The sequence below is a fragment of the Sphingomonas sp. PvP055 genome, from assembly GCF_040546365.1.
In the GTDB taxonomy this organism is placed as follows: domain Bacteria; phylum Pseudomonadota; class Alphaproteobacteria; order Sphingomonadales; family Sphingomonadaceae; genus Sphingomonas; species Sphingomonas echinoides_A.
In genome coordinates, this window is record NZ_JBEPNS010000001.1 from 2,842,654 (window position 1) to 2,855,543 (window position 12,890).

At 62.5% G+C, this 12,890-nt stretch carries 14 protein-coding genes; 5 read left to right on the top strand and 9 right to left on the bottom strand.

What is annotated here, in order from left to right; translation table 11 throughout:
• Window positions 1-15 precede the first annotated feature (15 nt).
• The 9 genes from ABIC16_RS13435 to ABIC16_RS13475 all read right to left on the bottom strand — a co-directional run bounded on the left by ABIC16_RS13435 (window position 16) and on the right by ABIC16_RS13475 (window position 8,278).
• The gene (locus ABIC16_RS13435; RefSeq protein ID WP_277968434.1) at window positions 16-810 is read right to left on the bottom strand and encodes an SDR family oxidoreductase; all 795 of its coding nucleotides are present in this window, start codon (window positions 808-810) and stop codon (window positions 16-18) included.
• Window positions 811-822: 12 nt separating this feature from the next.
• Window positions 823-1,659 carry an alpha/beta fold hydrolase gene (locus ABIC16_RS13440; RefSeq protein ID WP_354291483.1) on the bottom strand — a complete coding sequence of 279 codons (837 nt, stop codon included), beginning with the start codon at window positions 1,657-1,659 and terminating at the stop codon, window positions 823-825.
• Between the two features lie 4 nt (window positions 1,660-1,663).
• A complete protein-coding gene (locus tag ABIC16_RS13445; protein ID WP_277968436.1) occupies window positions 1,664-2,206 on the bottom strand; it encodes a cupin domain-containing protein in 543 nt (180 codons plus the stop codon).
• Window positions 2,207-2,236: 30 nt separating this feature from the next.
• Window positions 2,237-3,109, bottom strand: coding sequence for a VOC family protein (locus ABIC16_RS13450; protein WP_354291484.1), 873 nt, complete (start codon window positions 3,107-3,109; stop codon window positions 2,237-2,239).
• Between the two features lie 20 nt (window positions 3,110-3,129).
• On the bottom strand, window positions 3,130-3,903 hold the full coding sequence (locus ABIC16_RS13455; protein ID WP_354291485.1) for an IclR family transcriptional regulator: 774 nt from the start codon (window positions 3,901-3,903) through the stop codon (window positions 3,130-3,132).
• Window position 3,904: 1 nt separating this feature from the next.
• Window positions 3,905-4,939, bottom strand: coding sequence for a Rieske 2Fe-2S domain-containing protein (locus ABIC16_RS13460; protein WP_354291486.1), 1,035 nt, complete (start codon window positions 4,937-4,939; stop codon window positions 3,905-3,907).
• Window positions 4,936-5,265, bottom strand: coding sequence for a recombinase-like helix-turn-helix domain-containing protein (locus ABIC16_RS13465; RefSeq protein ID WP_354291487.1), 330 nt, complete (start codon window positions 5,263-5,265; stop codon window positions 4,936-4,938). The genes ABIC16_RS13460 and ABIC16_RS13465 overlap by 4 nt, the downstream gene beginning before the upstream one ends.
• A gap of 482 nt (window positions 5,266-5,747) precedes the next feature.
• On the bottom strand, window positions 5,748-6,950 hold the full coding sequence (locus ABIC16_RS13470) for an MFS transporter (RefSeq protein ID WP_354291488.1): 1,203 nt from the start codon (window positions 6,948-6,950) through the stop codon (window positions 5,748-5,750).
• A gap of 380 nt (window positions 6,951-7,330) precedes the next feature.
• Window positions 7,331-8,278, bottom strand: coding sequence for a helix-turn-helix domain-containing protein (locus tag ABIC16_RS13475; protein ID WP_354291489.1), 948 nt, complete (start codon window positions 8,276-8,278; stop codon window positions 7,331-7,333).
• Window positions 8,279-8,730: 452 nt separating this feature from the next.
• On the opposite strand from ABIC16_RS13475, the gene ABIC16_RS13480 reads away from it, so the two are divergent.
• The 5 genes from ABIC16_RS13480 to hcaB are packed head-to-tail and all read left to right on the top strand — an operon-like array spanning window position 8,731 to window position 12,848.
• Entirely contained in the window at window positions 8,731-9,924 is a 1,194-nt protein-coding gene (locus tag ABIC16_RS13480; RefSeq protein WP_277968481.1) for an aromatic ring-hydroxylating oxygenase subunit alpha, read from the top strand.
• Window positions 9,914-10,468 carry an aromatic-ring-hydroxylating dioxygenase subunit beta gene (locus tag ABIC16_RS13485; protein ID WP_354291490.1) on the top strand — a complete coding sequence of 185 codons (555 nt, stop codon included), beginning with the start codon at window positions 9,914-9,916 and terminating at the stop codon, window positions 10,466-10,468. The genes ABIC16_RS13480 and ABIC16_RS13485 overlap by 11 nt, the downstream gene beginning before the upstream one ends.
• Before the next feature lie 22 nt (window positions 10,469-10,490).
• Complete coding sequence (locus ABIC16_RS13490) at window positions 10,491-10,814, top strand: non-heme iron oxygenase ferredoxin subunit (protein WP_277968482.1); 324 nt, start codon at window positions 10,491-10,493, stop codon at window positions 10,812-10,814.
• On the top strand, window positions 10,811-12,040 hold the full coding sequence (locus tag ABIC16_RS13495) for an NAD(P)/FAD-dependent oxidoreductase (protein ID WP_354291491.1): 1,230 nt from the start codon (window positions 10,811-10,813) through the stop codon (window positions 12,038-12,040). The genes ABIC16_RS13490 and ABIC16_RS13495 overlap by 4 nt, the downstream gene beginning before the upstream one ends.
• Window positions 12,027-12,848, top strand: a complete 822-nt coding sequence (gene hcaB, locus ABIC16_RS13500) for a 3-(cis-5,6-dihydroxycyclohexa-1,3-dien-1-yl)propanoate dehydrogenase (protein WP_354291492.1) — start codon at window positions 12,027-12,029, stop codon at window positions 12,846-12,848. Before ABIC16_RS13495 ends, hcaB begins: the two co-directional genes overlap by 14 nt.
• Window positions 12,849-12,890: the final 42 nt, after the last annotated feature.

Here is a 12,890-nt window from a genome sequence, read left to right on the forward strand (position 1 = left end):
GAGGTAAAGGGAAAATCAGGCGAAGCGGGAGACGCCGCCCGCCACTTCCAATGCGGCCCCGGTCGTGAAACCCGAGATTGGCGCCGACAAAAAGACGATCGCTGCAGCAGGCTCCTCGGGGCGGCCGAACCGTCCCACTGGGATGTGCTTTTCAGCGGCAAGTTCGGCGAGCCAATCGTCCAGACTCTGGCCAGGCCGTGCGCGCTCCTTGTAGCGACGTTCCCACTGGCCGCTGTTGACGGTGCCGAGCAAAATCGAATTCACACGAACCCGCGGCGCCAGCTCGACGCTCAGCGACTTCACCAGATTCTGCACGCCAGCGCGCGCCGCCGACGTACATACCATATGCGGTTCGGGCTGGCGCGCCAGCAGCGAATTGACGACGACGATCGCGCCAGCATCGCTGGCCTGCAGCATCGGCAGGAAGGTACGAACCGGGCGAACGACACTGAAGACCTTCAGATGAAGTTCCGCCTCCCAATCCGCATCCAGTGTCGAAGCGAAGGTGGAAATGCGCGCCTGTCCGGCATTGGCGACAAGGATGTCGAGCCCACCGAACTTGTTTTCCACCGCTTCGGCCAACCGCGAAACCGCGTCCTGATCCAGCACATCCGCCGCCATCGACAGGATACGATCGTCGCCGAACCCTTCTCCGCGGAGCGAGGCGGCGGCTCGGTGTAGCTCCCCCTGCCCTCGGGCACACAACGCCACGCGCGCGCCTTCCTTCAAGAACTGGCGTACCGTCTCCAACCCGATCCCCGAAGATCCGCCGGTGACCAATACGGTCTTGTCACGAAGTCCCAGATCCATGGTACGTCCTTCTCAATCTTCGATCTGCGACAGGAAATCGGCGAGTGCTGCGTTGAACAGTGCCGGCGCTTCCGTCGCGAAACCATGCCCTACGCGAGGGATCACACGGTGCTGCCCACCCGGCACCGCTGCCGCGATCCGCGCGCATCCAGCGGGGGGCGTCACGATATCTTCGTCTCCCCACATCACCAGCGTTGGGATCCGCAAGCGTGCAACGTCGCTTGTCAGATCGGCATGGGCGAGCATGCGGGAAGCCTGTGCATACCCCTCCACCGTCACTTCGCTCATCACACGGTGGATGATGGCGCGCGCTTCGGGGGATGCCCGCTCGGTCAGCAGCCGTGGCGCACGGCGTTCAGCGAGCCCGGCCGGGCCGGTGCGCGCCACTTCGTCCAAGCGTTCGGCGACGCTTGCAGGGATTGGAGCACCCTCGGGCGTCGCATAGCCGCTGGCTGGGCTTGCAAGCACGGCGCAAACGAACCGCTCGGGCTGGAGCAATACTGCCGCCGTGCCCATGATGGCGCCCAGCGACTGGCCGACCAGCACCGCGCGCTCAATATCCAATGCATCCAGCAGCGCAATCACGCGTGTGCCGTAATCCCCGGCGGTTGGCGATCGCGCAGTTAGCGGCGTGCTGCCCGGATATCCGGGTGCATTCCAAGCGATCACCCGTCGAGTGGGCGCAAACCCGGCGAATTGCCCGGCCCAGGCGCTGGAATTGGAACCGATCCCGTGCAGCAGCACCAAGGGCGTGCCATCGCCGCCCCCTGCCTGCCGTACAGCGATGCGTTGTTCATCCCCTACGGCCACCAGGGAAAGCGGCGGTTCCAGATACAGGTCTGACGGCACGCGCTCAGGTCTTTACACGCTTGATCTTCGACAGCGGGTGTTCCGGTGGATAGGTCGGCGTTTCCGGCACGCTGGTGCCAAGACAGATGATCATCAGCGCCTCCTCGATGCCTTCGTTGATCAGCCCGCGGTAGACCCCGGCGGGAACAGAGACGAGATCGCGTTCCTTCACATAGGTTTCGCAATATTCGCCATTGGCTTCGAACATCAGCTTCACCTTGTTGCCCTTCAGGATGAAGAACACCTCCTCCACATCGTCGTGCAGATGCAGCGGACCTTCACAACCAGCGGGCAACACCATGGTGGAAAAGGTGAAATGTTCGGCCGGCACCGTATTGCTGTCGGCGGAAACGCCGGTCGCGCCGGTGCCGACATAGCGCATTTGCGCGCGCTTGTACTTGGGGTCGTAATCCGCCTGGAATTTGAGCGCGTTCCAGTCGAGGTTGCGTGTTTCGTAGCGTGCAGTTCGGCTTTCTATCCAGTCGGACAGAGTGCGGCCTTCAGGCACTATGGCGTTCTTGCGGGTTGCGTCGATCGTATCGGTCATGATGGTCGCTCCGTGGTCGGATCAAGGATATCAGGCGGCGCGGGACTGGCGCCGGGTGTTGCCGTCGATGCCACCGGCCACTGCCCATTCGGCGAACAGTTCGGGCTTCCGCTCGAAATCGCTGGGCTGCCACGCCTCGGTGCACCAGTCGTCGTCGGCATAATATTCCAGGCTGCCGCCGAACGGGCTTTTGAAATACCAGAAATAGGCCGAGGAAATCGGGTGACGGCCCGGTCCGATGTCGGTTTCCCAACCCTTGCGGCTCATCGCCAATCCACCGCCGAACACTTCGTGGATATTGCTGACGGTGAAGGCGACATGGTTGAGCCCGGGTTTCCCGGGACGGCGCAGTACGAACGCATCGTGGTGCGGGCCTGGGGTTCGCGCCCGAAGAAAGGCGGCATGACCGGGGTAAGAATCGCTGATCGCGAAGCCAAGCTTGCCGACAAAGAAGTCCATGGTCGCATCAAGATCGTCGACGAACAGTACGACATGACCGATCGAGATGGGAATTGCCCGCTCGTAAACAGGTGAGCGCGCATCGACACGCCGTGTGATGCCGGGGCCGTTAACGTCCTGCGCATCGGCCTGAACCGCAACGCGGACACTGACACGGAAGGCGTGCGAAAGACCACTAGGATCGGCTAGTGCGCCGTCCGTCCCAAGCCGAGCCTGCAAAGCTGCGAGCGCACCTGCATCCGCGACGCCCCAAGTTACCTGACGCAGCGTTGCGCCTTCCTGCATGGCAGGCGGAAGCACGGGATCCGCCGTATGGCGCACCAGCACATCGGTGCGATCACGCGTGCGATAGCGCAGGCAATCGTCACTGCTGCCGTTGTTTTCCAGGCCCCAGTCTTCGAGAAACCGCCGCGCCTCAGCCATGTCGCTGACACCGAAGGTCACGCTGTCGATACCGCAAAATGTCATAACTGCTTCTCCAGGAAAGGTTCGTGCATGTTCGGCAGGACATGCGGTGCGCCCAGCATGCGCGAGAGCTCGTGCGCCGCGGTCACCACTGCGCTCGTGATGCTCGCGAGATCATTGTCCGGCTGCTCGACGGCGACCGCGTTGATCGCAGCCACCACCCGCAGCGACGCATCGCGCACCGGGGCCGCAACGACCTGAATACCGGGTTCGTGATAGCCAGGCCCTGCAACAAAGCCGCGCGCACGGTCGTCGCGCAGTCTGGCGGCAAACTGCGCGAACGCCTTTGCCCCGCCCAACAGATCGTCAGCGTACATCGTACGCAGCACTTCCGGCTCAAGATCGCACAACATCACCCGCCCCAGCGCAGTCGTGTGAGCTGGGAGCAAGCTGCCCACCGTGACGTTGCGAGTCAGCACATGACGGCTGCCAAAGCGGCTGAGATACAGGATCGATCGCCCCTGCAGGATGGCCAGATGGGTCGACCAACCAGTCTCGTCGCGCAGCCGTTCCAGCACCCCTGCCGCCAATTCCGTAATCGGCAACGACCCCAAATATTCGAACCCTATCGCCAGTACGCCCGCATCCAGAGCAAAATGCCCGCTCGACAGCCGCCGCAACAACCCAAGCTGAGTCAGCGCAGCCAGCAGCGCGTGCAGGCTGGAGCGCGCAAGTCCAAGTTCTGCCGCGATCTCGCTCGCTGCGATCGTCGTCCGATCGCGGCGGAACAGCCGCAGGATTGCGATGCCGCGCTCAAGGGCGGGAACGCTCATGTCAAACCGCCGCCTGAGGCTGACTGACGCGCGTTTCCGCCTCGATCTGGTCCTGCGCTGTCTTTAGAAACATCCGGCGCAGGCGCACCAGTCCGGCGTCATGGGCGTACAACGCCTCGTCGTCCCGCGCTGTGTCGAGCATGGATTCCAGGATGACACGATCCTGCTCCAGCACGTGCCAATGCAACTGTTCAAGCCGAGCGCGGTACAGAAAGCGCCAGGCATCGCGTTTCCAGCCGTCTACCTTGCGGCACCGCCAGAAGAAGACGAGGCAGTTGGTATCGTCGACGGGCGTTACCATCCCGATGATGCCAAACGGACCACCCGGCCCCGCATTCTTGCGATACGGGATCGTCAGTCGCTGCCAAAACGCACCGGTATCGGCGAGTTCCACCCAGTCAAAATTGACTCCGGTCTGCCCAACCTTTTCGAACACGAAGCCGGTTTCGGTCTCGCGCTGGCGAAGCGTCGCCATTTTCTCGCCTTCGGCCATCGAGTGGGAAGCGGCGTGCAGATAAATGCCGTGCATCGGGTCCAACACGTTTTCCAACGCGTAGCGATAATTGCACTTCCAGTGGGCGACACACAGGATTGATCCCCATTCGCCACCTTCCAACTCTTCCGGAAGCACGAGCGGCGTGGGTTCGACACCAGGTGAACCGAACCACAGAAAGATCGTTCCGGCTCGTTCCACCGCCGGATACGCCTTGTTGCGAGCGCGTTTTTCGGCCTCGCACCGGCCGATCGCCGGAACCGCCGCCATATGCCCGCCGGCGTCAACTTCCACACCGTGATACCAGCAGGCGATCCGATCGTCCTTGCTCCACCCTAACGAAAGCCGTGCGCCGCGATGCGGGCAACGATCCTCCACCGCATGCACTTGGCCTTTGTGGTCACGCCATATCGCGATCCGTTCGCCCAACCGGGTGATGCCGATTGGCGCGTTCGCTAGGCGCCAGCTGGCCACGACGGGATACCACCGGTTCAGCAAGCCGCTGTTCGCGCGACGTTCGCATTCTTCCAGAGAGACGGTCACTGCGCATCCCTCTTCTCAACGGCGAACAGTGCCGCGCTCGAGGCGGCCATCTGGGCGCGAAAGCTGGCTTCGTTCCATGCGGCGCCTGACTGATCGCGGCTGCCTGCGGCGTTCAGCGCGGCAACGACATCGTCAATTTCCTCTGCCCCCGCCCCAAACACCGTCATCAGTTCGTCGGCAAGTCGATCTTCGAAAGGATCAAGCGGGCCGCCGGCCGTTTGGGTCCGGATGTTCTGAACCGTGCGCGGATCTTCCACCGTGGCCTCGGACCCTTTGGTGTCCGATCGCAAATCTGCACCAAGATAGGGATTGTGCAACAGAGCCACAGTTCACCTATAAGACATTGTTCCGGTATAAGGGGGCTCATAGCGCTCAACAGCTCCACCAGTCAACGGTATTCTGCTATTATCAGCGCTCTTAGCGCAAATTTGTTCGAAATTGCGAAATCTGCTTCATATGTGAACAACGCTAAGTGTAAGTCCGGACTCTATAATCGATGCTGCAGTTGCGTTCCGCGAGCGAGTGGTCCGCGTGCGTCAGAAGGCAGAGAGGATCGCGGTGCTCGAAGAGTGCCATCAAACCGTCGGTGACCAAGGATCAGCAGAATATCCGAGACGAGATTTTCCGTTTCACATTATGACGCGTGCGCAAAGTTCGCTCCGACGCACCGGTTCCAAGATGGTCCGGTAGCGCGTTCGCAATGGCGTCGGGATAGCTCTAGGACTTCCCCATCGTCAGGCCGTTCGGACCGACGACCAGCACAATCTGGGCGCGGCGCGCGTGCACTCGGGTAAAGAAATCGACGCGATCAGGCTGGCACCGCCGACCTTGGCCGCGCGATCCAGGCCCCCATCGAAACCGCAAGTGCGCCCCCCAACAGGCCCATGAAGAGCAGCGCTTGATTATTTCCGCCAAAAAGGTTCGCCAACGCGATCATCAGCAGCGGCGTGATAAATTGCGCCAAATAGAATGCGCTGAGCCACATGCCTGTGCCACGTCCGCGATTCTCGTCGCTTAGCGTGCTCATCGCCGCGGTCAGCAGAGTCGGGAGCAGGATGCCGCCGCCAAAACAGGTGACGATCGATGCCGCAACCACCACCGCCGGGGTGTGCGACAGCCCGATCATGGCGTAGCCGATCGCGGCGCTGCCGAACCCCGCCATCAGCATGCGTGGCGTGCCGATTTTGGCGTAGCGCTTGAACAGGAGCGAACCCAGCGCGATCGCCACCCCGTCGGTAGCGCCGATCAGCCCGATTTTGGATGGCGCGGATACGCCCACGCCTTCCAAGATCTGGCCGAGGCCGAGTTGGACGGCGTAGAACAACAGACCGGCAAGGACGGTAAGTCCGAGCAGCGATGCAAAGCTGCGTGTCATCGGGAAGCCCGCGGCCTTGGCGACGTGACGACGGAGCGGTTCGAACAGGATCAGCGCGCACGCCAATGCGACGGGAAGCGCGATGAAGTAGAGGCAGAATGGGCCGCGCGGCCCGAGCAGCTGGCCCATCAGTCCGCCCAGCGCCACTGCCACGATCGCGCACAAGCTGCTGCACAAGACTTGGATCGCGTACCAACGTCGGCGTGCCTCGCCTTCGTAATAATCACCCAGCAGCGTGAAGGCGAGCGTCATCACCGTTGCTTCGAACACGCCGACACCGAAGCGCGTGACCAGCAGCGCGGTAATGCTGTGCAGGAACAACGGCGCCACGCCACAGACGCCATACAGCGCCAAAGCGCCGACGAGCAGACGTTTCCGCCCGATACGATCCGCCAACCATCCGGCGGCTGGCGAGAACAGGGCAATACACAGGGCCGGCAGTGTCAACGCTACCGGCACTAGATACAGCGCTCCCGGCGTCGCCGCGAATTCCCGGGTCAACGCCGGTAGCACCGGGACCAACGAGAGAATCGCCAGCACCGGCATCAGGCTGGCAGCGATCAGCACTACGGCGTGGCGTGCACCTCCACCCGTTGCTGAACGTTGCGGGGGCGCGGTGTTGGCGTACTCAACCATGGCCGAAATCCATTTTTAGGTTGGCCCGCTCAGGCGGGCGTTGCGTTGGCGCGTTCGGCACCGACGAGATCGAGTGCCACGGTCTTCTCTTCCGGCTATCCACCATGCGCCGCCGCCCGAGTTCGAACCGGATCGCGCACGTTATCGACGTCATATCCCACGCTCGCCTTTTCGGGATCGAGCAGGAAGACATGAACGTCTCCCCTTCGGGTAAGAGCTAACCAGCGCCATACGGTCATGCAATTTGGGAGGCACCTTTCTTCCCAAATTGTGAGATGTTCCTAAAGGCGCACGCTTGGCGAATGGAACTTCGTCAGCCGCGCACATTGTTGTTTAACGCGAATCAATCCCTTCACGTAGCGGGGGAGTCGTCCTCCCCCTTACCCGCGACGGCGAAATGTGCCAGGCGTTCTGCCGGTCCAGCGGTGGAACGCGCGCGAAAAAGCCGCTTCTGATCCGTATCCCGTGTCGATCGCGATCTGCGCAAGCGGGATTGCGGTCTGTTCCAACATCTCGGTCGCACGCATCATCCGCACCGATGTTACAAACCCGTTCGGCGTCTGGCCGGTAACGCGCGTGAAGCGCGAAATGAACGCCGAACGTGACATACAGGCGCGCTCCGCCAACGTCGCGATGCTCCAATCCTGCGCGGGATCTTCGTAAATGGCGTGCAGGATGCGCGAAATCAGCGGGTCATTGAGCCCGCGTTTCACATCGATCCCGCTAAACGCGTGGTCGAAATGGTCCTTGATGCAAGCCGCCAACACGCCTTCGGCAAGCCGGGTCGCGATCGAGTGGCCCATGAACCCTTGGCGTCCGAGTTCTCCTATTTGCGTCGTAATGTCCTGCACGAACGGAGTCCTGCGTCCGATGAAGCCCGGAAGGCGCAACAAGCGCGGCAGATTGCGCAACACAGCCGATGGAAAGCGGCGATCCAGATACATGCGCAGCGTCAGCAGCTGCGCGGAACGTCCGTCCCCGCCATGCCGCGTCCATGTCGTAAACAGACTGGCCAGGAAAGCATCGGGCGAGTCGGCTTCGTCCATCTGTGCGAGCATCACGTCGGTGAGCGCGACGGGTTCCGTCGTGACGCTGTCCGCCATCGTGTATGCCAGCGGCGGTACGGCCAGTAGCGCATCGCCTTCGTTCAGGCGGACCGGATCCTTCTTGTCATCGAGATAAGCGAGGCAGTGGCCGCTCATGATCAAATGTAGCGTAACAGAATCGTCCTGTCGCGGGCACGCCAGGCCCCAGGGTTCCGTCATGATCGACGGCACCTGCAGCACGCCGGTCAACCGGATCATGCGCAACAGATCGTCGATCGGCATCTCCGGTCGGTAATTCGTCGGGTTCTCAGCGAACCGGTTCTTTGTTAGCGCCATCGGCATAACTGCGTAACTCTGTTTCAATTGTGACGGCTCCGCAGCACGATCGCACCAAAACGCTCGGTAAAAAAGAGCAAACGAACGATCAATGACGAAGACCCTGGATCAGCATAGGCTACCTGGGTTGGCCGATCATCGCGCCAAAAGATGCCGCAGGCAGACCGGAACACCGCCCAAGCGAGCAAGCGCTTGCGGCGATAGAATTCTGCCGCGTTCGAACATCAGTCGGGAGAGATAGGATGGATCGCGAGAAGGTTAGTGGACGATCAAGCGATCTTGAGGAAAAGATCCGAAACCTCGTCCAGCCGGATGCCGGCGTAATCCACGCCTCGGTCTACTCGGATCCCGAAATCTATCAGCTCGAGCTCGAACGAATCTTCGCGCGGAGCTGGATCATGCTTTGCCCGGATTCGCAGATTCCGAACAGCGGCGACTATTTCGTCGCTTATATGGGCGAAGATCCCGTAATCGTCGTCCGCCAGGCGGACGGCACGATCGCGGCCTTTCTCAACCAGTGCCGCCACCGCGGCGCCACGCTGTGTCGCGGGGAATCCGGCAACACCCGCAATTTCACCTGCACCTATCATGGTTGGACGTACGACACGGCCGGCACCCTCACCAACGTTCCACGGGAAGAATTCTCGTACAAGGAACCGCTCGATCGCAAGAAATGGAGCGCGCGCCGTGTGCCGCAGGTCGAGGTCCATCACGGGCTAGTCTTTGGCAACTGGGACGAAAACGCGCCGGACTTCCGCACCTCGCTTGGTGACGCTGCGCTGTATTTCGACCTTAACTTCGGTCGAACCGAAGGCGGCATGGCAGCGTATGGCGGTGTGTATAAATGGCGGGTGCAGTGCAATTGGAAGCTGGGCGCCGAACAGCTGACCAGCGACAATTTTCACTTCATGACCTCTCACTCGTCCGCGATCACAGCCCTGATCGAAGGCGAAGCTCCGCCCTTCGATGGGGAGCCAGGGCGTATTTTCACCAGCGTCGAGGGGCATGGCGGCGGTTTCCTGGCGGGCCAGGAGGCGTTCGTTGCGCAGTTGATGACGACAACCGGTCAGATCGGTGCGGACTATATCACTCAGATCGAACAGCCCGGCGTCGCCGCCAAATTCGGTCAACAATGGGCCGATTTCTACCCGGTCTACTGCAACTTCTTCCCGACTTTCGGCTATCTGCACGCCAATCGCCGCATCAATGTGTGGATTCCGCGCGGCCCGAACGAGATGGAGATCTGGGCCTGGGTTCTGTACGATCGCAACTCGCCCGAGGAAGTCGTCGAACTGCGCAGCAAAGTGACGGCGATGACGTTCGGTCCCGCTGGCATCTTCGAGCAGGACGATAGCGCCAACTGGGTGGATATCCAGCGGCCGCTGAGCGGGGCGATCGCGCGCACGTCCGAACTGAACATGCAGATGGGCGGCTATCAGTCGTACGACGACTGGCCGGGTCTCACCGGCCCGGATTTGACGGAAGTATCGGCCCGCAACTTCTACGCCCGCTGGCTGGAGTTGGTGACGAAGCCGAACGAAGCGCTGGAAGCCGGCGCCACAAAGCAGGAGGTTCTCGCAAATGTCCGCTGAAGCCGCCGTAGCGCTGGATGCGCCGATCGACATCGAAAGTGATCCGCTGCGCCTGCAATGGGAAATCGAGCAGTTCTATTATCACGAAGCCTGCATTCTGGATGATCGCCAGTATAACGACTGGCTCGACCTAATGGCGGAAGACATCGTGTATCAGATGCCGCTGCGGATCGATCGTACCCGGCGCGACGAACGTCGCTTCAAGTCGGGCGACGAGATCATGATCTTCGACGACAACAAGAAGCGGATGGCAACGCGGGTAAAGCGCCTGCTGTCCGGCACCGCCTGGTCCGATGACCCCCGCGCCCGCGCGCGGCACGTGATTTCCAACGTCCAGATCGCCGCCGGCGACCAGCCGGACGAGATCAAGGTGACATCGGCGTTCCTCGTCTACATCTCACGGATGGATGAACCGCCGTCGCTGTTCTCCGGCCGGCGCAATGATGTGCTGCGGCTCACGGCGGATGGCTGGCGGATCGCCGGACGGTTGGTGACGGGGGACCAGTCGGTCATCGCGTCCAACAACCTCGTGCTGTTCTTTTGATCGCGGTGCGGACGTGATCGACATGCAGTGGCTGGAAGTTACCGGGGGCGATGATCTCGCGATCGACGATGTAATGCGCATCGAATCGGCAGCGGGTCCGATCGCCGTGTATCGGCTGGAGGACGGGTATTTTGCGACGCAGGACATCTGCACCCATGCAGTGGCTTCGTTGGCGGAAGGGTTTGTTGAAGACGGGCGGATCGAATGCCCGCTGCATGCGGGCACCTTCTGCATCCGCACCGGCAAGGCGCGCACCCTGCCCGCGACCATTCCGCTCACGACCTATCCCGTGCGCGTCGACGACGGTCGCATACTGGTCGGTGTGCCCGATGGGACAGACACATGATCGGCACCATTGTCATCATCGGGGCCAGTGCGGCCGGCGTGGCGGCCGCCATGACTTTGCGAGATGAAGGGCATATCGGCGACATCGTCCTGATCGGTGCGGAAGAACAGCTGCCCTATGATCGGCCGGCGGTGTCGAAGGAACTGCTGCTGGCTGGGACGGTCCCGCCGATCCTGACGGCGGATCGCTATGCCGAGCTTCGGATCGATCTGCGTCTCGGCGTTACGGTGACCGCAATCGATCTGACCGGCGGGCGCGTGCTGCTCGGCGAAGACGAGTCCATCACGTTCGACCGGCTCCTGATGGCAACCGGCGGCAAGCCCCGACATCTGCCCGTGCCGGGCGCAGAATTGGACGGGCTGCATTATGTCCGCAACGCGCGCGATGGCCTGGCCATCCATACCGGACTACGGCCCGGCATGCGCGTTGCGGTGATCGGTGGCGGATTGATCGGCGCGGAAGTGGCGGCGAGCGCTGCTCAGGCGGGGTGCGAAGTCGACTGGATCGAGGCGGAAGATCGCTGCCTTGCACGCGTCCTGCCGGCACCCCTGGCTGACGCGATGATGGCGGTGCACCGCGGCCATGGTGTCCGCATCCACAGCAACGCAGCCGTGGTCCGCCTGCATGGCGATACTGCGGTCGAAGCGGTGGAGTTGCACGACGGCCGCCAGATCGCGGTGGACATCGTGGTCGTCGGGATCGGCATCGTGCCGGAAACCGCGCTTGCGGAAGCCGCCGGACTGGCCGTCGACAACGGCATTCTGGTCGATCCGTTCTGCGCCACGTCGGCGCCGGGGGTCTATGCTGCCGGCGACGTGGCGCGGCATCAGTCGCGCTACATGCCAGTCGCTGGTCGGCTGGAGCATTGGCGTAACGCCCAGCAACAGGGCGCCGCCGCAGCCCGCGCGATGCTTGGCCGTGGCGAGCCCTATCACGAGCTCCCGTGGTTCTGGACGGATCAATATACGCATCACCTCGAAGGCTGCGGCCTTGCGCGCCCGGGCGACGAAGCGGTGCTGCGTGGCGATCCGGCTTCGGGAAGCGCCACCGTGTTCCACCTGCGCGACGGCGCGCTGGTCGCTGCCGTTACGCTCAACCGCGCGAACGATGTTCGCGGCGCCATGCGGCTCATCGAACGCGGCGTAACGCCATCGCACGACGTGCTGAGCGACCCCACGCAGGATCTGCGCAAACTAGGTAAGGAACGTGTTCGTGGCGCAGCTTGACGGTCAATCTGTCCTCATCACCGGCGGTGCCTCGGGCCTCGGTCGCGCGATCGCCGCGCGTTTCCTCGAGGAAGGCGCATCGGTGACCCTCCTCGATATGAACGCAGAAGCGCTTGGCGCGCTGGCAGGCGATCGGGTTGCGACGATCACCGGCGACGTGCGCAGCCTGGCGGCAAACCAGGCGGCGGTGGACCTTGCCTGCGAACGCTTCGGTAAGCTCGACTGCCTGATCGCGAACGCCGGCATCTGGGATTATAACGCCGCGCTGGTCGATATCGCCGATGACGTGCTCGAACAGGCGTTCGATGAGCTCTTCGCGATCAACACCAAGGGCTATTTCTTCGCGCTGAAGGCCGCCATCCCGGCATTGGTGCGCAGCCGCGGCAGCGTCGTCATGACGCTGAGCAACGCCGCTTTTTATCGCGGCGGCGGCGGGACCATCTACACTGCAACCAAACACGCCAATCTCGGTCTGATGCGCCAGGCGGCGCACGAACTGGCGCCATTTGTCCGCGTCAATGCAGTCGCCCCGGGCGCCATCTCCACCAACCTGCGCGGCCCCGCCGCGCTGGGCCAGTCGGACAAGTCAATCGACGCATTCCCGCTGGCGGATTGGCTGGAGGTCGGCGTGCCACTCGCCCGACTGCCCGACGTCAGCGAATATGTCGGCCCCTATTTGCTGCTCGCCTCGCGTCGCGATGGCGCCGCAGCGACAGGGACGGTCATTCATGTCGATGGCGGAATCGGCGTCAGAGGCCTCGCTGCCGTCGCGGGGGGTCATGGCTTGGCGAAGCGGTTCGATCCCTGAGTGCCGCCGACACCCCATTCCCCTCGATCACAGGAGAGCACC

Coding starts and splice junctions, on each gene's coding strand:
- ABIC16_RS13435 (WP_277968434.1), bottom strand. CDS start 810: ATGGATCTGGGACTTCGTGACAAGACCGTATTGGTCACCGGCGGATCT.
- ABIC16_RS13480 (WP_277968481.1), top strand. CDS start 8,731: ATGCTTTGCCCGGATTCGCAGATTCCGAACAGCGGCGACTATTTCGTC.
- ABIC16_RS13495 (WP_354291491.1), top strand. CDS start 10,811: ATGATCGGCACCATTGTCATCATCGGGGCCAGTGCGGCCGGCGTGGCG.
- ABIC16_RS13485 (WP_354291490.1), top strand. CDS start 9,914: ATGTCCGCTGAAGCCGCCGTAGCGCTGGATGCGCCGATCGACATCGAA.
- ABIC16_RS13475 (WP_354291489.1), bottom strand. CDS start 8,278: ATGCCGATCGACGATCTGTTGCGCATGATCCGGTTGACCGGCGTGCTG.
- ABIC16_RS13490 (WP_277968482.1), top strand. CDS start 10,491: ATGCAGTGGCTGGAAGTTACCGGGGGCGATGATCTCGCGATCGACGAT.
- ABIC16_RS13445 (WP_277968436.1), bottom strand. CDS start 2,206: ATGACCGATACGATCGACGCAACCCGCAAGAACGCCATAGTGCCTGAA.
- ABIC16_RS13455 (WP_354291485.1), bottom strand. CDS start 3,903: ATGAGCGTTCCCGCCCTTGAGCGCGGCATCGCAATCCTGCGGCTGTTC.
- ABIC16_RS13470 (WP_354291488.1), bottom strand. CDS start 6,950: ATGGTTGAGTACGCCAACACCGCGCCCCCGCAACGTTCAGCAACGGGT.